Origin of the sequence: Companilactobacillus huachuanensis (assembly GCF_005404815.1) — a bacterium.
GTDB classification, from domain to species: domain Bacteria; phylum Bacillota; class Bacilli; order Lactobacillales; family Lactobacillaceae; genus Companilactobacillus; species Companilactobacillus huachuanensis.
The window spans coordinates 224,829-245,411 of record NZ_BJDF01000001.1 but is presented as its reverse complement, the minus strand read 5'-3'; the positions used below and the strand labels follow the sequence as shown (position 1 = coordinate 245,411).

Below are 20,583 nucleotides of genomic sequence, written 5' to 3'. Positions count from 1 at the left end.
AAGATTATATATTTTTTTCTATAAAGTTCATCCTAGAATCAGCTTCATTTTTTAATTCTTCATAACTTTTCTTATTGATGCAATCTATCGACAGGTTATTATTCTTATCAATAAATTTGTCAATATCTTCTTTAGATTTCCGAATAAATCTTTTAACAGTTTTATCTTTAGAATCATTCTGCATCAATGATGCCTCTAATTGAATTTTATTAATATGGTAATTTAATTCATTTTTAAAAAATTCATTATCATCCGGATCAATTATATTTGCTCCATTGATTAATCTTTTCTCAAGCAAAGCACCCCTTTTATCTCGTTCCGGATATATCGTTGCCTCATTAACATTAAAAAAATCTGATAATTCTGATTTGATTTTTATCTTATCTGATTTACTAATTATTGTTTTCTCGTAATACAAACTTGGTATTTTAACAAAACTTGTTCCTGAAAACATTAAAAAGCCACCCGCTTGAGACTTGATTCTATCATTCTCATAACTATGTGATATTACCTTAAAATCCCTTATATAAGGGTAGAATTTATGATTTACTATACTGGAGTAGTAATCATTTAAATAACTAGAGTTCGGTGAAAAGGACTCTGGGAAGACAAAAGAGTATACAACGCCATCTTTATCTTTATCATCACTTGAAAAATATAAAGCAGGTAGTATGCTGAACGTAATATCAAGTAACCTACTCAATTGAGCAAAGTGCTGTCCCTCAATTGCTCTAGTTAAATCTGAATCATCCTTAGAGTTAACAATGTTATAATCCTTCAACAATTCCAAAAGTTTTCTATCAGAGAAATTACTATCATTTATCTTTCGAAATATTGAAGGCATTAAGGATGTTTCCCCGTAGTCAGCGCTTTCTCCTCTGTAACATACAACCGGACTTTCATTAAAATAAATCATTTTTTTCTTTAAATGATTTACATCATTCATAATTTTTTTTATATATGGCAAAATGACTTCTTCTGACACAAACTTCTTCCCCCTATTTGGTAAATAAAATACAATCGTTTTAATTATACCCTAAATAATTGGTAACTAAGGAAAAAATGAAGCATCCAAAACACTATAATACCGACAACAACACAAGAAAAAGAATGTCTCACGTTCATCTAAAACGTGGTACAGCTGAAAATATAATTGCCTCACAATTATGGCATAGAAATATTAGATACCGGAGAAATTATAGAGAGCTTCCTGGTTCACCTGATATTGCTATAACAAAATATAAAATAGCCATTTTTATTGATGGTGAATTCTGGCACGGTTATGATTGGGACAATAAAAAAAATCATCTTAAACGTAATAAGGCATATTGGATAAAAAAAATCGAGGAAAATATGACCCGCGATAAACGTGATGATAAACTTCTCGAGGATAACGGATGGTATGTTTTACACTTTTGGGAAAAGATGGCCCTAAAGAATACCGATTATTGTATTGAACTAATTATGTACTTCATAAGAAATAGAGACGGTACTCAGTAGTATTTGTTTGCTTGTAATAAATAGGACGTTAACGCCACACGGCATTAACGTCCTATTTATTACAAATTCTTTTCGATAAGTGCTAATTCTTCACCTATGCGTTTAATAACAGTGGTAACTAAAGCATTACCCATAAAGAACATTCTCATCCGATCGGATACTTCAACAATATCACCGTCTGCATTTTTTTTATACTTTGTCCAATCAGGTGGAAAATCCTGCAATAGTTCTGCCTCAATAGGAGTAATAATTCTAAATTTATCATTCTGTTTAAGTAAATGTGTCGACCTGTTGACCGATCCCTCTGATGTCAGCATTGTTCTACCTGGCAAATCTAGTGAATCAAATGGACTCATACCACCTTCGGAATAAGTATACTGATGTCCGTCAGCCGACGTTCTCTCTAATTTCTTAGGGCCACGTAAATATTCAAATTTCTTTATTCTTGCTTCATCTTTTAATACATAATTATCAATATATTCTTCATAGGCAGCCTCTCCACCATCATAATTATGAATATAATAATCTTTTGCCTTTTGGACAACTTCACCTAGTGTTTCCGAATCAGTTTTAATTGGTTCTGTATCAATTGTAAAATACTGACCATATCTCATAACACCGGTATTCCAAATCTTACCTGTAAAATTATCAGAAACATCCAAAATATAATCTGAATCATCATTTCTCGTGTAATCAATAGATAATTTCTCTGAATGAGTTCTTCCCTTGTATGGTTCACCTTTAATAGGAAATTTTCTTGCAAACAACCCATCAGTAAAAATGTACTTGTCATATGTATGACCATCTAATTCAAGAATATCATTCAAATCCTCTGGTTTAGAATAAGTATCACTTATATGTTTACCCCATCCAGAATCATTTCTATAAACATAGAAATAAACTCTACGTCGTCTTTGTGCGCGTCCGTAATCAGCGGCATTGATCACACGCCATTCTACTGAATAATCCAGCTGATCAAATGCTGCTAACATAATTGCGAAATCACGTCCACGTTGACTTGAAGGGCTCTTTAACAATCTATCCACATTTTCAAGAATTAAATATTTAGGTTGAATATGCTTTACTGCACGAATAATTTCCCAGAAAAGAACACCTTTCTTTCCTTCAATTCCCTTTTCAAATTTCTTAGATCTGGCAACGGAATAGTCTTGACAGGGAAATCCTCCGACAATCATATTCACGCCATTATCTTTCATATCATCAAAATATGAATCAGGTACTTTCATAATATCCGTATTACAATGATTGGCAGTTGAATACTTATACTCGCCTACTTCGAAGGCATCTTGCGACTTTCTACCTGGTTCAAATTGATTAGTATAAGTTGTTTTGTAAAAATCTTTGCCCGCGGATTCATTGGCATGATTAAGACCAACAATAAATCCACCAACACCATCAAACATAGAAAACACTTTAAATTTGTTAGTCATACTTATCACCCTAAATATATATTTTTGTATCCATATATCTTTCAATTAATTTCTCAATGTACATAATTATAGACTAATTTCTGAAAGGGATCAACCTTTTTACCTTGACCCTTTCATAGTAATATTACGAAACGTATTTGGAAAACATTTATCAAATCTTAGTATGGTATGGTAATTATACAAATTAAATTTAATGGGAGTAATATATGCCTGACCATATTTTCAAAAAAAATAAACTAGAAGAAATACTTAACAAGACTAAAGGCAAAACACTTGGTGAAGTTGATAAAAATAATATCTTTGATAGAACTAAAACAAAACCCAAAATAACAGGGATAGCTGGAGACGTAATCGAACAGTCTGTACTAGAATATCCAGCAGATACTAAACAAGAAGCTGATTTATTGGTGGATGGTATTCCTGTCGAATTAAAAACAACTGGAATAAGATATTCTAAAAAGGACAAGAAATCGGTTGAAGCTAAAGAACCTATGTCTATAACAGCTGTATCTCCTGACACAATTGTTAATGAGGATTTTGGAACATCTAAATTCTGGAACAAAATGGCCCATACGTTATTTGTTTACTATTTATACGATTCTGATAAAACGGTAACGGCTGCAGAATATGCGAATTTCACCATTCAAGGATATCAATTTCATCAATTTAGCGACCAAGATCAGGAAATACTAAAAAATGATTGGTTAATTGTCCGTAATTTTATAAGAAACGTTGCTAAGGATGATATCGATACGGAGTATCCTAAAATATCTAAACTTCGAAATCAGATGATGTATATGGATACCGCACCGAAATGGCCCAATCGACCACGTTTCAGACTAAAAAGAACGGTGGTGACCAACATAGTTAAAGAACATTTTGGAGTTCATTTCGAACCACTCAAGGCCGAAAACTCCTTTAATAGTTATGCCGAGCTCGATCATAAGCTGCATGATTTTACAATAAAATATAAAGATAAAACTATGCGTCAAATTGCGATTGAACTTAATATGACAATTAATAAAAATCCGGATAAATCTATTGCTGAAAGACTTATTGTTAAAATGTTCGGGTCTGATAAAGGTAAATTAAAAGATATTGATACTTTTAATAAATTAGGCATCATCCCTAAAACTGTTGTCCAAACAAATAAGAAAAAAAGAACTGAAGATATGAAATTTGAACCGATAGATTTTAATGAATGGTCTGATAAATCATTGAACTTCGAAAACTCATATATCTATAACTTCTTCTTAAATCCAATTTTGCTGATTGTTTTTAGAGAAACTGATAAAGACACTCCACTTTTGGACACCATTTTTAAAGGATTTAAACGATTAACACTGGATGAGAATCTTTTACAATCTCAACTAAAAATCACTTGGGATAAAGTTCGAACATTGGTTTGGAATGATGACATCAAAATGGAAATGATGCACAATAAAAAAGGTCAGATAATGATCACCCCTAAAACTAAATTACCAAAAATGCAAAACAATTTGCCTAAGTCCAGTAACTACACATTTTTCATTCGTGGTACTGGTTCTAATGCAAAAAATAAAACTCTAAACTTAAATGGTATTCAAATGTATCAACAATATATTTGGATTAAGGGACTATATATGATGAACTTAATTAATAGTACGGATTACATTTAGCAAAAACTATAACGCAATAAAAAAACCTCTAAGCTGAAAATTTTATCATTCAGTTTAGAGATTTTTTTATATAAATAATGTAATCTATATCAAGCGCGATTAATTGGAGGATTAATAAATTAAATTTAAACTAAATCGCTAGCAGCCACCCATTCATTAGTAGCTACACGATACATTTGCTTGCCATTAATTGTTGCTGAACGATCAGCGAACCAAGATGAACTAGCGGCTAGTGCACGATCTTTAATAATATTGCCTTTTGTATCATACAAAGCTTTGGCAGTTTTAGCTGATGTATTGATTGTTTTATTAACCGTCACAAAACTATACACGTCACTAGCTTTCACCCATTCATTTGTAGAAACTCGATGATAGGTTGCTCCCTCAACTACAAGTTTCTTATCTGTAAACCAAGTAGAGTTATGTGCCAATGCACGGTCACTCATAGCTTTACCTTCTTTGGAATATAGCGGTGCATTCCCAACTACTGATAAAGTTGTACGGTGTTCTGTAATCGTACCTTCTACTGCCTTTTTTATAACTTTAATTGAGATTGATTGTTTTTTTTTATCAGTTGAAATCTTATTTGTTTCACCGGCTGCTAAATCATACTTTTCTGGTAAAGCTACTTCATGCTTTTGACCATGCTTACCAACAATTTTAGTTGAATGAACCTTATCGCCAGATTTGTGATCAACGAAATGAACTGCAGTTGTATAAGTTGTTGCTACTGAATGCTTACTCGGCTTTGCAGGAGCAGGTTTTACTGTAGTATTTTCTGGAACAACATGGACGATTACTCTGCCATAACTAACAGCAAATTTTTGGTCTGCTACTAATGTATAACCCTTTGGTGCTGTTACTAACTCTGCTGCAACTGATGTAGCGTCATCTTTAACATCTTTGATTACACCATCAGCAATTTTTACCTTTGTATCTTTATCATTAACATCTGATTTGCTTACTTCGTGTCCTGCATTCCAACCGATTGGCTTGACGTGAACAAAAATTTGACCTTTTTTAATTTTGATCAATCTACGTGCGCTTACTTGATAACCGGCTGGCATTGGAACTGTTTCGTGGGCAACTTTCTTGGCATTTTTTGAAACAGTCATCTTACCATCAGGAATCTTTTTCATATTGTTTGTTGAATCAAGGTACTTAACAGTTATTTCTTTAGTTGTATCTGGAACAACATGAACTGTTACTTTGCCATAACTAACAGCAAACTTTTGATCTGCAACTAGTTTATAACCCTTTGGTGCTTTTACTAATTCTGCTGAAACTGATGTGGCACTATCAACAACATCTTTAATTACACCGTCAGTGATTTTATCTTTAGCATTCTTGTCATTCACATATTTAACAGTTACATCTGACTTTTTGGCTTCATGATTTGCATTCCAACCAATTGGTTTGATATGTGCCAAAATATGACCGTTTTTAATACTGATTAATCTACGACCACTAATTTCATAGCCTTCTGGTAGTGGAACAGTTTCATGTGCGACTTTTTTGGCATGCTTATCAACTGTCATCTTGCCGTCAGCAATTTTTTTAGTATTGTCTGTTGAATCAAGGTACTTAACAGTAATTTCTTTAGTTGTATCTGGAACAACATGAACCGTTACTTTGCCATAACTAACCGCAAATTTTTGATCTGCTACTAATTTATAACCTTTAGGTACAGATACTAATTCTGCTGCAACTGATGTGGCATCATCTTTAACATCCTTGATTACACCGTCAGTAATTTTATCTTTAGCATTCTTGTCATTTACATATTTAACAGTTACATCTGACTTACTTACTTCATGTCCTGCATTCCAACCAATTGGCTTAACGTGAACTAAAATTTGACCATTCTTAATCACAATCAATCTACGAGCACTTACTTCATAGCCTGCTGGCAATGGAACTGTTTCATGTGCAACTTTTTTGGTATGCTTATCAACTGTCATCTTGCCGTCAGCAAGCTTATTCATGTTATTTGTTGAATCAAGGTATTTGATAGTAATTTCTTTAGTTGTATCAGCCGTCACAACCTTCTTGGCCGGTTTGATATGAACCAAAATTTGGCCATTCTTAATACTGATCAATCTGCGACCACTGATTTCATAACCGTCTGGTAATGGAACTGTTTCACGTGCAACCTTCTTAGTATTCTTAGCAACAGTCATCTTACCGTCAGCAAACTTCTTGGTATTGTCCGTTGAGTCCAAGTACTTAACATTAATTTCTTTAGTAGCTGTCTCAGCCGGCACAATATGAACTGTCACTTTACCATAACTAACAGCAAACTTTTGATCTGCAACTAGTTTATAACCCTTTGGTGCAGTTACTAGTTCTGCGGAAACTGAAGTAGCATTATCAGCTACATCTTTGATCACACCGTCAGCAACTTTAGCTTTTGGATCTTTGTCATTAACATACTTAACGATTACATCCGATTTGCTTACTTCATGGGCTTGTTCTTTATTGGCTGGTTTTACTTTGATAGTAACTGTATTGTTTGAAATTGATACCTTAGGTCTAGTACCACTGAATACATATCCACGCGGCATTGGAGCATCTTTTCCTAAAACAGTTGAAACATCTCTTTTAACGATCATTGATGAATCGGCAATTTTATTTGAATTATTAGTTGAATCCAAATACTTCACAACAATTTCTCTTGTTGTTGAAGCGATGAATGAATTAAACGCAACAATCTCGCCTTTAACTTCACCCTTGTCTGAATCAATTTCATAAGTTTTAGTTGCATCTGTTTCAGCTAATTTATAAAAATTATGAAGTGCTTCATTTAAATCTGAAACTGTAACAGTCTTTTGATCAGGCTTAGTTGCCACCTGATAATTTTTAACTTCTGTTTTGCCGTTAATATTTTCTACCAATAGATGAAATGTAACCATCTTTGTTTTGGCATCATTAACTTCTTGATGATTTGTTTCAGCAGTTGATTGTGTGTTTGTAACCTGAACTTGATTATTAGCATCAGCTTGGACAATTACTCCTTGAATGACGCTTGGGTTCAAAATCATTGTACTGAATAGTAAACTCGTGATAACGAGGGACTTGCTTTTTTTCATAAAGAATCTCTCCTAATAGTTTTTATAAGTTATAACTTTATAATCATATCGGGAAGTTGTAGATTTTTTGTAGATTCCATGTAAACATTGCGTAAATTTTCAGAAAAGAAACCATAAAAAACTATTACATTTATGAAAAAATGATATTAAATTATTGTTCTCATGCTATGCATTGCGGAATTAAATTCTCCTGATGTGACATATGCAAATGACAATCTTAAAGAACGATTATGCTTAAAATCATAAATATCGCCGGGATTCAAAAGGATTCCCTTATCCAAAGCGCGTTCAAATAAGTCATCGACTTCAACGTTTTCATTAAATGTCAGCCAAATGTAAAAACCACCAATGGGCACATCCCAAGTGGCGATATCTTGAAAATACTTCTTCAAAGTTAATAATGCATTATCGCGTCTCCGTTTCAAAGTCTGTTTTAAGTCAAGCAAATATTTATCATACTTACCACTCTGTAAAAACTCTGCAAACACTAACTGTGACAAAGAACTTGCCCCATAGTCCATTTGCATTTTTGCATCCCCTAAGCGTTGAATAACCGGTTCCGAGGCAATTACCCAACCGATCCTTAAGCCGGGTGCTAGGGTCTTTGAGGCACTACCTAAATACATAACCATTCCATTATCATCAATGGCCTTTAATGGTAAAGCTGGTTTACCATCAAAACATAATTCTTGATAGGCACCATCTTCAATAATCGGTAACCTATTTTTTATACAAAAGTTCATCAATTCTTGACGTCGGATATTGCTCATCGTGATACCTGTGGGATTTTGATTGGTCGGAATCGTATAAAGAATTGAGGATTCTGATTGTTGAAACTGCTTAGCAATTTTCCAATACTCGATTCCATCCTGATCCATTGAAATCCCTTTTAAATTTAAACCGGCCGATTGAAACATTTGTAATGATTTCAAATATGTTGGTGCCTCAGTAAAGACAGTGCTGCCTTCCTTCAACATACAAGAAGAAATCAACTGTAAGGCTTGTAAAGCACCAGATGTTACCAAGACATTTTTTGTTGAAACGTTGATATCGAATTGTTTCATATGCTCAACTATTGCTTGGCGTAATTCTAAAATTCCCAGTGGTTCGGCATATCCGAGTGATGTAATTTCCACACTCATTTTCTGCAAAACTTCGGTCCACATTTTTTGAGGAAACAATCGCGGATCCAATTCACCCGTCCCTAATCTAATAATGTCTGGGGCAAATTCTAGACGATTGATCTGTTGCATACGATCATTGTTCTCTTGCAAATAACCTGATGATATTAATTTTTTCCAACTTGGTTTGGTTGGTAACATCAGCGACCATGTATTACTGACTATTTGTGTGCCTGCTCCTGACTTACCTGAAATAATGCCATATGAAGTCAACTCATCAATTGCAGTTGAAATAGTACTTCGGTTGACGTCGAATACTTCCGCTAAAGCTCTCTGTGAAGGCAATCTCGAGCCAATAATCCACTCACCACTAGCAACCTTGTCACACATATATTTCACAATTTGACGATAAACTGGAACCGAACTTTTCTTATCAGGTTTCCAAGCAATTTGAATTGGACGGACTCGCTTCATGATTATCTCCTTTTGGTTGGGTCAAAAATTATTTTTTGGTTGGTTACTTCTTTTTTAAATATCGATATAATCGTTATTGTAGTCAATATATAACACATTATTTGGTTGGTAAAGGGGGCTAATCATGAACTTCTTTTTACAAGGTTTAACAATGGGGATTGCTTACGATGCTCCAATCGGTCTGGCAAATCTTTTCGTCATCAACGTAGCACTGACGCAGACACGACGCAAGTCACTTTTAACAACATTAATTATCATCATTTTCGACGTAGCTTTAGCCTTCTCATGTTTCTTCGGTATCGGTGCCGTTATGAAAAAATTCGAATGGTTGCAACTGGCAATTCTTTTAGTTGGTAGTTTAATCGTAATTTATATGGGGATAAATTTACTACGGTCACAAACGACAGATATCAGTGCCGAAGCCGCACCTGAAATGACAATTTTTAAAACTATCACTTCGGCTTTCGTTGTAATCTGGTTCAATCCGCAAGCAATTATTGATGGATCAATGATGCTGGGGGCGTTTCAAGTAACATTGCCATCATACAGTTATCCTATTTTCATCACTGGAGTTGGAATCGCTTCAGCACTGTGGTTTATTGTGTTAAACGCTGTGGTTACCAAATTTAAGGATAAATTCAATGCTAAAGTTTTACGTATTATCAACTTAGTTTGTGGGGTTATCATCATTTTGTACGGTGGAAAATTATTGTTCAATTTTGTTACTTTACTAATTGCATAACGATAACCTAAGGCATTCATTAAACTTGTGGCATTTTCGTTTTCAAACAAACAGGCACTGTAATCCCAAAACGGATTACAGTGCCTGTTTGTTTAAATGCTCGAAAATTGACCCTGTTTTGCCTCATCTTTTTTATACAATCAATTCTTCAATCAATTTCAAACGTCTCTGCAAGAAAATATCTCCCAAAATAATCAAAAATCCTAATATTGTTAAACAAACCAATCCAGCATACAATTTATTACTTCCGTACGAAATTACAACACGATTCTTATAGCCACTTTGCTTCACTTTAAACTCAATTGTTCCTCGAGTACTCTTCCAAAATGGCACTGGATTACCATTCACAGACACATGGGACAGTCGATAACGAATCATTGGTAAATTGACATCATCCCCCTGCCGCAATTTCTTTACTTTGACGACGCTAGTACCATGATTATCACGTGGAACCGCTGTAATAACTTTATTGTTGATATACATCTGATGTTTTGTAACTGAGTCTAAATAATTTAATGTCTCTTTAGGAACATATTGGTTCAAATAAGAATCTGGGATTCGGTCTTCTTTAATCATTTTGCTGTCGATCATACCATGTCGATCTGAAATCATCGTATTAATTGTGGCTGCTCTAAAGGATCCTACCCAAATACCTAACATTAAGGCCCCACATACTACAACAACTGTCCATTGAACTTTATTGCTTCGGTACTCAACCAATTCCTTTACCATTACTGATCCATTAATTGCTACAAACAATGTTGCAAATATTAACAACCGATATGGATATTGAATCACACTGATTGGTGTATTTTGTAAAACATGCCAAGGAAAAAGGTTCGTCGACATTACGAACAATGCTAATCCCATCAAATAGATTTTCTTATTTAATTTATCAAATCTAACAAAATAAATTATTCCAAATAACAATATTACTAAGACTATCAATCCTGGATTGTAGAGATTTCCTTCAACAAAACGACTGGCGTTACTCTGCAAAGTCACTTTAAGAAACTTAGTTAACTCCAGGCCTTGCAATATTTGAGGATCTGGTTTGGGGAACTTTTGAAATAATTCTTCCAAAATAAATGGCCCTATGTAAATTGAGGTTATCAGAATAGTTGTGATAACGGCCTTTATAAGTGCAATAGCATGTTCTTTAAAAGGTTTAATTTTTCTCAAATTGAATAACAAGAAAATAATAAATATTAACATTGTCATAAAAGTTGTCAGTACGTGTGTCAAAATTATAGCTCCAAATCCTAGTGAAAATAGATACCATTTTTTACCATTCCGAAAGAAGGTTTCATAGAATCCCAAGAAACATAATGGTAAGAAAATTGTTGCTATATATTCAGCCAATGCCGCACGACTCAATAAATCAATCAAACGATAGGTACTAAAATTGTAAATCAGCGTAAAAACCGCCGCCTGCAAGTGTGAACCTGAGAATTCGTACATCGAATAATGGCTGATCAACAATGATGCTAAGAAATAAATAAATAATCCCATATAAAATGCCGAAATTGGATTGCTGTTGAACAACGATACCAATCCAAATGGCACCAAGGTAATCCAAGGATAAAAAATATTGACCGCATATCCAATCTTTCCAAAATTAATTGTTGAAATAGACGGCAATAGACCTTGTTTCAACGATTTACTGATGCCTTGAATACGTTGAAATTGATAATAAATGTCATCACCATACCAAATACTCTTATTTTGAATCAGAAGATACATAATACCGGCAATACTAAAATAAGATAGCAGAATAATTAAAAGCTTTATTTTTCGGTTAGTGAATATTTTCTCCATAATTCCCCCATTATGGTTTCATAAGTAACTACATAATATATTATAAGTACATATGGTGATGGATGATAATTAATTACAAATATTTACATCAATTGTATCTTAGAATGGCCTAGATATAAGCGCAATTACGTATGGTGCTGGTTGATAATTAATTAAAAACATTCGCATCAATTGTATTTTGAAATGGTCCGGATATAAAAGTAATTGAATATTTATACATTTAATTAATAACGATTAATTAGTCGGAAGAGCTGGGAAATATTTATGTGCCGTGGAAGTGTTGTTATGGCTTTAGCCATTACAACACCGGGCGTGTTTGGAGACTTGACGAACTATGTCAAGTCTTCAAACCGAGGTTCGAGACCGCTTCCCAGGCTCGAACCGTTCCGCACAGCTAGTGAATATTTCCCAGCTCTGTAGACGGGATATTTAACTAGCACCACACGTGCGCAATTGAATATTTTTACATTCAATTAATAACATTAACTGGTCGGAAGAACTGGACTTATTTGAACAAATTCACGAAACCAGAAATCAATTCTGACTTATATTTGTACTTACGAGTCAATAGATGTCCATGGACGTGATTAACAATATCATTTTTAATGACAAACAGGCGTCCTTGTTCAATGTCTTCTTTAATCATTTCAAATGGTAAATAACTAAATCCTAATCCACCAATAACCACTGACTTAATGGCAGCGATACTTGGTAAACTAATCGTTTTGAATTGTCGTTGGTGTTGTTGCCATAGCGACGTTTCAAATTGATTTCGATAAGAACATTCAGGTTCATTTATAATAAAATTAGCCTGGTCATCATTTAAAAGTTGTTGAAAAGTTTGTTTCTTAGAGCTCACTAAAATCATTGTCTGCTCACCTAAATCATGATCAATTAATCTCAAACTAGGCTTACTAGGCCACATCATAAAAGCAATATCGACATCTCCTCGCAACAAGATTTCCTCGTTATGTAAACAAGTTGCATTCTGAAGTTCAATCTGAACATGAGGATATAATAATTGAAACTGTTTTAATTTCGGAGCCAACATGGAAATAGTCAATGATTCCGGAGCCGCAATTTTTAAAACTCCTGTGCCTTCCATCTGATTCCAATTTTTGATTTCCGAAAAATTCTCCATAGTTTTATCGACCATTGGCAACAATTGTAGTCCGGCGTCAGTAATCATGACCTGCCGTTTTTTATATTCGAATAATTTAGTTCCTAATTCCGATTCCAAATTTTTGATCTGCATCGAAACTGTCGACTGCGTATAGCCTAAAATATCTGCCGCCCTGGAAAAATTACGTGTTTCTGAAATAGTTTTAAAAGTTATTAATTCGCGAAAGTCCATTTATTTATCCCATCTATCAAATTAATTGATAATTATTATTCGTAATATCAATTATACATATAGATAGGCCACGGTTACAATTAAATCAACAATTAAGAAATGAGGTTTCAAAATGAAAATTGTATCTTACCAAAATAATCCCCAGCACTTGGCTCAATTGGTTGATTTAATTAATTATTGTCAAAATATTGAAGCTAATCTAAAAATAAAAATGGCAGAACAAGATGATATTTTTCAAATTAATGACTACTATCAAAAAAAGGCCGGTAATTTCTGGATAGCTTTAGATGACAATCGTGTTGTTGGATCCATCGCCCTGCTTCCTATCGATTCACAAACCGCTGTTCTAAAGAAATTTTTCACCTATCCAGAGTTTCGTGGTCAGCCTCAGCATTTAGGTGCTAAATTGTATCAAAAGTTACTAACCTTTGCACAAGAGAAAAATTTTAAACGATTAGTTCTTGATACACCCGAGGGTGAAACGAGATCACATTACTTTTATGAACATCATGGCTTCAAACAGGTGAGCCCTGATAATTTCAATGCCGATTATCCTTATCCCAACCGTAATTCACGACTCTATGAATTGATACTAAAGGACAATCACTAACTGAGAAAAGAAAATTTGAGAATTGTTTATACTCGGTTCCTACATTAAAGGCAATCTAAGAAATTATGCCAAAATTAATAAAATTCAAATTTTATTATTTACATTTTTTAAAAACATGCTAATATAAGTGTCACAAGATAAAAACGACGAGAAAGAAGAGTAAGATTTTCCACACTAACAGTGAGTTGGGAATGGTGAGAACCCAATTAGTAAATGGATTATCTGAATAACACTTTCTTATGTTTCTGGCCAAAATGAGTAATCAGAGTAAGTTCAGACGTTAACCGGTACGTTACCATCGGTGGAGCATGATTGTGCTCTTATTGAGGTGGCCTATTTTTATATAGGCAACTTGGGTGGTACCGCGAAAAAGTCTTTCGTCCCAATTATTATTAAATTAATAATTGGGACGAAAGACTTTTTTTATTTTGCATTTATTCAATAAAAAAGCGATCAATTGATTGACCGATGAAGGAGAAATTATTATGGACTTAATTATACCTAAGGACTACGATCCAAAATTATCTGTTAAAGAAACACAAAAAGCTATTCAATATATTCGTGAAACATTCCAAGACGAATTTGGTAAAGAGTTGAATTTATCACGTCTATCAGCACCAATGATGGTCGAAAAAGGTACTGGTCTTAATGATAACCTTAACGGTGTCGAATCCCCTGTTTCGTTCACTATGAATGGCATCCCCGGCGAAACAATTGAAATCGTCCACTCATTGGCCAAATGGAAACGTCTCGCTTTAAAACGTTATCACTTCGATATGCACGAAGGTATTTACACAAACATGAATGCTATCAGAAAAGATGAAGACCTTGATAACATTCACTCAATCTACGTTGACCAATGGGATTGGGAAAAAATCATTTCTAAAGATGAACGTACAACTGAAACTTTGGAAAGCACCGTCCGTCAAATTTTCAAAGTTATGAAACATATGGAACACGAAGTTTGGTATAAATTCCCTAAAGCTGTCCACCATTTACCAGACGAAATTCACTTCGTAACAACTCAAGAACTCGAAGACCGCTGGCCTGACAAGACTCCTAAGGAACGTGAAGACGCCATCTGTAAAGAACTCGGCTGTGTCTTCTTAATGCAAATCGGTGGACCTATGAAGAGTGGTAAACGTCACGACGGTCGTGCCCCTGATTATGATGATTGGAAATTAAATGGTGATATCTTGTTCTGGTATGAACCTTTACAAAAGGCTTTAGAAATCTCAAGTATGGGTATCCGTGTCAGCGAAGAATCAATGAGAGAACAATTGAAGATGGCTCATGCAGAAGATCGTGCTTCATTGCCTTTCCACAAACAATTATTGAACGGTGAACTGCCTTACACAATCGGTGGTGGTATCGGACAATCACGTCTATGTATGTTATTGCTTGGTAAAGCTCACGTTGGTGAAGTTCAAGCTGCTGTTTGGCCAGAAGATCTACGTGAGAAATGTGACGAAAATGGTATTCACTTACTTTAAAAAATATTAATCCTTCCCCTAAATACAACCAATGGCGCTATATTCTGAAATTACAGAATATAGCGCCATTTTTAAATATTTCTATATAGAAATTTTAATATAAATTTACTGAAATTTATTCGATAACAGTTGAACATATATATACAAAAAATCGTATTATTCTTCATTAAGTAATAATAGATCTACTAAGAAATCATTATTTTAATTCATTATATTTATACTCTAAGCCGCTTGGGAACATCGGAAATTCGAAAGTATTGTAATTCGTGTGTCTAAAACTAGTGATAATCCTAATTTACCGCGTATTGAATATGAAGACGTTATTTCAGGAGAAGGACAATTAAAGCAAAAGTTCTATAATAAGAAGAATTTAAAAAAAGGAATAGAATTCGAACCAAATGATATTCTGTTCGGTAAATTAAGACCATATCTCAAAAATTGGATTTTTGCCATTTTTAAAGGAATAGCAGTCGGAGATTGGTGGGTATTACGCCCAATTAACTATAATAATCGCTTTGTTTATTATTTAATACAAACTAGCCGATATCAAACGGCCGCAAATTTGTCCACTGGCACAAAGATGCCACGATCTGACTGGAAAGTTGTCTCTCAAACAATTTTTTATACACCTAATAACATTCAAGAACAAGGCCATCTTGCTCAAGTACTTATTAGTTTAGAAAGTTTGATTAAACTGTACCAAGAAAAACTTACCTTGTACGAAAGCATGAAGAAAGGAATGATTCAGAATATCTTCCCTGCAAACGATAATGCAACTCCTAATCTTCGCCGTAATGAATTCAGTGAAGATTGGACACAATATAACTTAGGAGATTTAGCAAATATTGTTCGTGGTGCGAGCCCTAGGCCGATAAAAGATAAGAAATGGTTTGATGAAGATTCCGACGTTGGATGGCTTCGTATTTCAGATGTAACCCAACAAGAAGGAAGAATTCGATATTTGGAACAACATATTTCAAAACTTGGTCAAAATAAAACTAGAGTTTTAACTGAACCACATATTTTATTAAGTATAGCAGCCAGTGTTGGCAAACCTGTAATAAATTATGTTAAAACAGGTGTACATGATGGGTTTTTAATTTTTTTGAATCCAAAATTCAAAATTGAATTTATGTTCCAGTGGTTGGAAATGTTTCAATCGTCGTGGAGACACTATGGTCAACCTGGCAGTCAAGTTAACTTGAATTCTGATTTGGTAAAAAATCAGAGGATTAATTTACCTAATGTAGAAGAACAGAAAGAAATTGGAGATTTTCTTTTAGAAATAGATAATTCAATAAATATCCAACGAAAAAAAATAAAGAATTTACAAGCCACTAAAAAATATCTTCTTCAAAAGTTATTTATTTAACAAATTAAACTGCAAAAATAAAAAGATTTCCGGATAATATATAATGTTAAAAATTACTCGGAGGTTTTTTTCGTGCTTAAAAACAACTCAACACAATTATTTTATAAGTATTATGAGGATTGGATTAACTTATATAAAGTCAATGCTATTAGATCTGTTACCCTAGACAAATATTATATGAGTTTAAAATGGGTGACTAAGTTGGCACCCAATTTACGTGTATGTGATTTAACACGTCGAAATTATCAGGAAATTATTAATGGCTATGCTTTGGAACATGAAAAGCAAACCACCAAGGACTTTCATCACCAAGTAAAAGGTTCAATTATGGATGCTATTGATGAAGGACTAATTAAACAAAATCCTACTCGAAAAATTATTATAAAAGGTAAAGAACCAAGTAAAAAGAAACCCAAATTTTTAAATCAATACGAGTTGCAGCAACTTCTTAAACAACTCAATTTAGAACCAAGAATTAATTGGGATTGGTATATTTTATTAGTCGCTAAAACTGGTTTGAGGTTTGCAGAAGCTCTGGCATTAACTCCAAAAGATTTTGATTTTACTAAGCAACTTCTGAATGTAAATAAAACATGGAATTATCGTTCAACTACAGGTGGATTTCAACCAACGAAAAATCCTTCTTCAGTGAGAAAAGTTCAAATTGACTGGCAGATGGCGATGCAATTTTCTCAAATGATTAAGGATTTACCTGTCGAACAACCTATTTTTGTAAATCAACGTATATTTAATTCCACTGTAAATAATAGATTGGAAACACTTTGTAAAGATGCGGATATTCCAGTGATAACTGTACATAGCCTCAGACATACACATGCATCGATATTATTATTTGCGGGCGTTTCAATTGCTAGTGTTGCACGTAGATTAGGGCACGCTAATATGACCACTACACAAAATACTTATCTTCATATTATTCAGGAATTAGAAACACGAGATAATGAAAAAATTATGTTTCAAATGTCTAAACTAATGTAAAAAAGAGGCAAAAAAGATACTTATGGCAATCAACCTTTTTACAGCTGCCATAAGTATTTTTTTATTACGTTATACAAATAATTTTTTTTAGATAATACATTTTGATAATCTTCAAATTATCTATGTTCTTTCTTTCTAATATCATAATATTATCAACCTTTTTTAATAATTGACCAATTTCTGCTTGTTCTCTTTTATCAGATGGAAATTCAATTTTATATTTCAATATATCAGATGGTGTAATCCGTTTTTGACTATTTGATGTTCCTGATGAAATAGACTCTAAGTTTCTTGTGATATTGTTTGATAACATCTTTTGTTTAAGAAATGATAAATCAATTATTGAAGAAGTGAATGGCATAAATTCACTTGAAGCAACTGAATTTATACCTGCTTTTTCGACAAGCCAAATTCTCTTTTGACGAACATTTAATTTATTAATTAATAATACTGTTCCTGAAATTCTTATTCTATTGCTCTGCATAGTCTTTCCTAATACAATACTGGGGTGTTTTCCGTTGTCATACGCTGGCATACTATACTCATAAAATATTGCATCTGGTGTTTTCCGTGGATCAATATTACTTTTTGAAAAATCACCTATTTTTCCTAACTTTCGTTGTATCCATTCACCACCAAAATGAACAGATCTTATTTTTGGAATTCCTTTATCATTCAGCGAGAATATCTTCTGAATCATTCCTTTCTTCATGCTTTCGTACAACGATAGTTGTACAATTTGCAATTTGATTAAACTATCTACATGTTTCAAAAAATTTCCAATGTGTTTTTGCTCATTCAAACTCTTAGGTATATTAATTTCTGCATTTTGAATATCATTAGAATTAATTGATTCAAATGTTGAACCAGTTACTAGCTTTCCCCAATAATTAAATAATTTCATTTTAATAAGAATTTGATATATGAATTCGGTTCCTTGTATTCCAGCAACGCCTCTCCCAAGAACTACATCATAATCAGTCTTTCCAACATCACCTACTGGTGCTCTGACGCTTAAAATGAAATCACCCGATTGTGCTGTTTTCGTGATTTGAGTCGTCCATACGCGTGGGGAGACTTTTCCGTTTTTTATATCAGCATTGCCTTGTACCAAAATAGGATCATTAGGATTACTAGTATAATTAATTGAATTTGGAGACTGCCCCATAGTGATTTTTGAGGTTTCTCCTAACTTACGCAGTTCCCAATCATCAGTAAACCCTTTAAACCGCACCTCAGGTACACGTTTATCCATTATGGTTCACCTCATCGTTCAACATTGAAATAAAATCATTGAGATCATTCATCGTTTTTTCATCAGAAGAAGTGAGTTCTTTCATCATTGAAAGTAACTCCTTTTTATTTTCTTCAATTTTTTTATTATTTCCTTTTATTTCTTTTGTTATTTCTCCAAGGTCGATATCCGGTTCAGGTTCGAAGGTATCAACATATCTCGGAATATTTAAATTATAATCATTTCCTTCAATTTCTTTGAAATCGGCAACATGAGCATACTTATCAACGTTTTTACGTTCATTATAAGTATCCATAATCTTATCAATATCTTCTGCTCGAAGAATATTTTGATTCTTTCCCTTTTCAAAGTTATTGCTTGCATCAATGAATAGAACATCTTTATTAGTTTTATTCTTCTTTAACACCATAACAACGGTTGGAATTCCAGTTGAATAGAACAATCCTGCTGGCAAACCAACAATCGCATCAATTTGATTTTTGTCCAAAAGTGCCCGACGAATTTTTTCTTCTTTAGCACCACGGAATAAGACACCATGAGGCAACACAATTGCCATCGTTCCCTTTGAACTCAAATGATATAACCCGTGAAGTAAGAATGAATAATCTGCTTTAGTCTTTGGAGCCAAGCCACCATAATCTTTAAAACGTGGATCCTTCATTTTATTATCATTATTATCCCAATGAGCTGAATATGGAGGATTAGCAACAACCATATCGAAGTTTCTTGGATGATCAATACCTTGAGCATCAATTCCATCAGGCCAATCACTTTCTAACGTATCAGCATTACGCAAATCCATGTTCATGTAAGAGACATCATGCATCATCAAATTCATTCGAGCCAAGTTATATGTTGTTGTATTCAATTCTTGACCGTAATAGAACAATCTACGGTCTTTTATTTGTTCCTGAACAGTTAATAGCAATGAACCCGATCCACATGCAAAATCATAAACACTTGGTTTATCCTCTTTAGGGTCTAATCCTTGCGCAACTAATTTTGCTAAAACTTCTGAAACTTGATGAGGAGTATAAAATTCGCCGGCTTTTTTACCAGAATTACCCGCAAACTGAGCAATCAAAAATTCATAAATGTCCCCTAAAATATCGTGACCATCATCATCTTTATACTCAACTTCATCAACCAAATTAACAATTTCTGTCAAAGCCTTAGCACGTGCAGCTGTTGTTTGGCCTAAACGAGAATTTCCCAAATTCATATCCGCAAAAACACCGTGGAAATCCTGTTTAGCATTCGTATTCAAATCTACATTATGATTAAAATCATCTAACATATCTTGAAAGTCAGATGGTGCAATAGAATTGTTATTAACTTTATCAACAATCGTCTGCCATGTGTATTGTGGTGCAATGGCATATCCTAATGAATCGGCTAATTCTTCCAAATAATCATTTAGGTCTTCCCCACTAGCTTGTTCAGCATAGGCATCATTAACACTTTGACCATAAGCAATATCAAGCAAATCATTTTGCACCATTCGATCCTCTTGGTGCTCTGATAAATAGCGATAAAACATAAAACCTAGAATATAATTTCTATACTCACTGGCATCCATATTGCTACGAAGACGGTTTGCCATCTCCCAAATTTGACTAGTAATCTCTTGCGCTTTACTCATAATTT

The 20,583-nt window shown here is 33.7% G+C and carries 15 protein-coding genes and 1 other annotated feature; of the genes, 7 read left to right on the top strand and 8 right to left on the bottom strand.

The features are described from left to right. Positions 1-4: 4 nt before the first annotated feature. Positions 5-985 (bottom strand): FRG domain-containing protein, encoded by a 981-nt coding sequence (locus FFM71_RS01085; RefSeq protein WP_137610329.1) that lies wholly within the window; start codon positions 983-985, stop codon positions 5-7. 77 nt (positions 986-1,062) lie between these two features. On the opposite strand from FFM71_RS01085, the gene vsr reads away from it, so the two are divergent. Then, positions 1,063-1,500, top strand: a complete 438-nt coding sequence (gene vsr, locus FFM71_RS01080; protein ID WP_137610328.1) for a DNA mismatch endonuclease Vsr — start codon at positions 1,063-1,065, stop codon at positions 1,498-1,500. A gap of 59 nt (positions 1,501-1,559) precedes the next feature. Here the strand turns inward: vsr and dcm are convergent, their stop codons facing one another. Further along, positions 1,560-2,951, bottom strand: a complete 1,392-nt coding sequence (gene dcm, locus FFM71_RS01075; protein WP_137610327.1) for a DNA (cytosine-5-)-methyltransferase — start codon at positions 2,949-2,951, stop codon at positions 1,560-1,562. A gap of 206 nt (positions 2,952-3,157) precedes the next feature. Here dcm and FFM71_RS01070 point away from each other — a divergent pair, with 206 nt between their 5' ends. Continuing rightward, the gene (locus FFM71_RS01070) at positions 3,158-4,609 is read left to right on the top strand and encodes a MutH/Sau3AI family endonuclease (protein WP_137610326.1); all 1,452 of its coding nucleotides are present in this window, start codon (positions 3,158-3,160) and stop codon (positions 4,607-4,609) included. Between the two features lie 125 nt (positions 4,610-4,734). Here FFM71_RS01070 and FFM71_RS01065 read toward each other — a convergent pair whose 3' ends face one another. Both FFM71_RS01065 and FFM71_RS01060 read right to left on the bottom strand, forming a co-directional pair. After that, the gene (locus tag FFM71_RS01065) at positions 4,735-7,698 is read right to left on the bottom strand and encodes an SLAP domain-containing protein (RefSeq protein WP_137610325.1); all 2,964 of its coding nucleotides are present in this window, start codon (positions 7,696-7,698) and stop codon (positions 4,735-4,737) included. A 146-nt stretch (positions 7,699-7,844) separates the two neighbouring features. Beyond that, the gene (locus FFM71_RS01060; RefSeq protein WP_137610324.1) at positions 7,845-9,293 is read right to left on the bottom strand and encodes an aminotransferase-like domain-containing protein; all 1,449 of its coding nucleotides are present in this window, start codon (positions 9,291-9,293) and stop codon (positions 7,845-7,847) included. A 124-nt stretch (positions 9,294-9,417) separates the two neighbouring features. Here FFM71_RS01060 and FFM71_RS01055 point away from each other — a divergent pair, with 124 nt between their 5' ends. Then, positions 9,418-10,035: a LysE/ArgO family amino acid transporter gene (locus FFM71_RS01055; protein ID WP_137610323.1), complete on the top strand. Its 618-nt coding sequence runs from the start codon at positions 9,418-9,420 to the stop codon at positions 10,033-10,035. Positions 10,036-10,167: 132 nt separating this feature from the next. Here FFM71_RS01055 and FFM71_RS01050 read toward each other — a convergent pair whose 3' ends face one another. Continuing rightward, complete coding sequence (locus FFM71_RS01050) at positions 10,168-11,853, bottom strand: putative glycosyltransferase family protein (RefSeq protein ID WP_137610322.1); 1,686 nt, start codon at positions 11,851-11,853, stop codon at positions 10,168-10,170. A 505-nt stretch (positions 11,854-12,358) separates the two neighbouring features. Beyond that, entirely contained in the window at positions 12,359-13,207 is an 849-nt protein-coding gene (locus tag FFM71_RS01045) for a LysR family transcriptional regulator (RefSeq protein WP_137610321.1), read from the bottom strand. A gap of 112 nt (positions 13,208-13,319) precedes the next feature. Between FFM71_RS01045 and FFM71_RS01040 the strand changes: the two genes are divergently transcribed. The 4 genes from FFM71_RS01040 to FFM71_RS01025 all read left to right on the top strand — a co-directional run bounded on the left by FFM71_RS01040 (position 13,320) and on the right by FFM71_RS01025 (position 17,681). Further along, positions 13,320-13,817, top strand: coding sequence for a GNAT family N-acetyltransferase (locus FFM71_RS01040; protein ID WP_137610320.1), 498 nt, complete (start codon positions 13,320-13,322; stop codon positions 13,815-13,817). A 137-nt stretch (positions 13,818-13,954) separates the two neighbouring features. After that, positions 13,955-14,205, top strand: a binding site (T-box leader). A gap of 97 nt (positions 14,206-14,302) precedes the next feature. Beyond that, positions 14,303-15,310 (top strand): aspartate--ammonia ligase, encoded by a 1,008-nt coding sequence (gene asnA, locus FFM71_RS01035; protein ID WP_137610319.1) that lies wholly within the window; start codon positions 14,303-14,305, stop codon positions 15,308-15,310. Between the two features lie 268 nt (positions 15,311-15,578). Then, positions 15,579-16,682: a restriction endonuclease subunit S gene (locus tag FFM71_RS13555; RefSeq protein WP_223876448.1), complete on the top strand. Its 1,104-nt coding sequence runs from the start codon at positions 15,579-15,581 to the stop codon at positions 16,680-16,682. Positions 16,683-16,754: 72 nt separating this feature from the next. After that, positions 16,755-17,681: a site-specific integrase gene (locus FFM71_RS01025; RefSeq protein ID WP_137610318.1), complete on the top strand. Its 927-nt coding sequence runs from the start codon at positions 16,755-16,757 to the stop codon at positions 17,679-17,681. 64 nt (positions 17,682-17,745) lie between these two features. Here the strand turns inward: FFM71_RS01025 and FFM71_RS01020 are convergent, their stop codons facing one another. Both FFM71_RS01020 and FFM71_RS01015 read right to left on the bottom strand, forming a co-directional pair. Next, the gene (locus FFM71_RS01020; RefSeq protein ID WP_137610317.1) at positions 17,746-18,936 is read right to left on the bottom strand and encodes a restriction endonuclease subunit S; all 1,191 of its coding nucleotides are present in this window, start codon (positions 18,934-18,936) and stop codon (positions 17,746-17,748) included. Further along, positions 18,929-20,578: a type I restriction-modification system subunit M gene (locus FFM71_RS01015; RefSeq protein ID WP_137610316.1), complete on the bottom strand. Its 1,650-nt coding sequence runs from the start codon at positions 20,576-20,578 to the stop codon at positions 18,929-18,931. The genes FFM71_RS01020 and FFM71_RS01015 overlap by 8 nt, the downstream gene beginning before the upstream one ends. Positions 20,579-20,583: the final 5 nt, after the last annotated feature.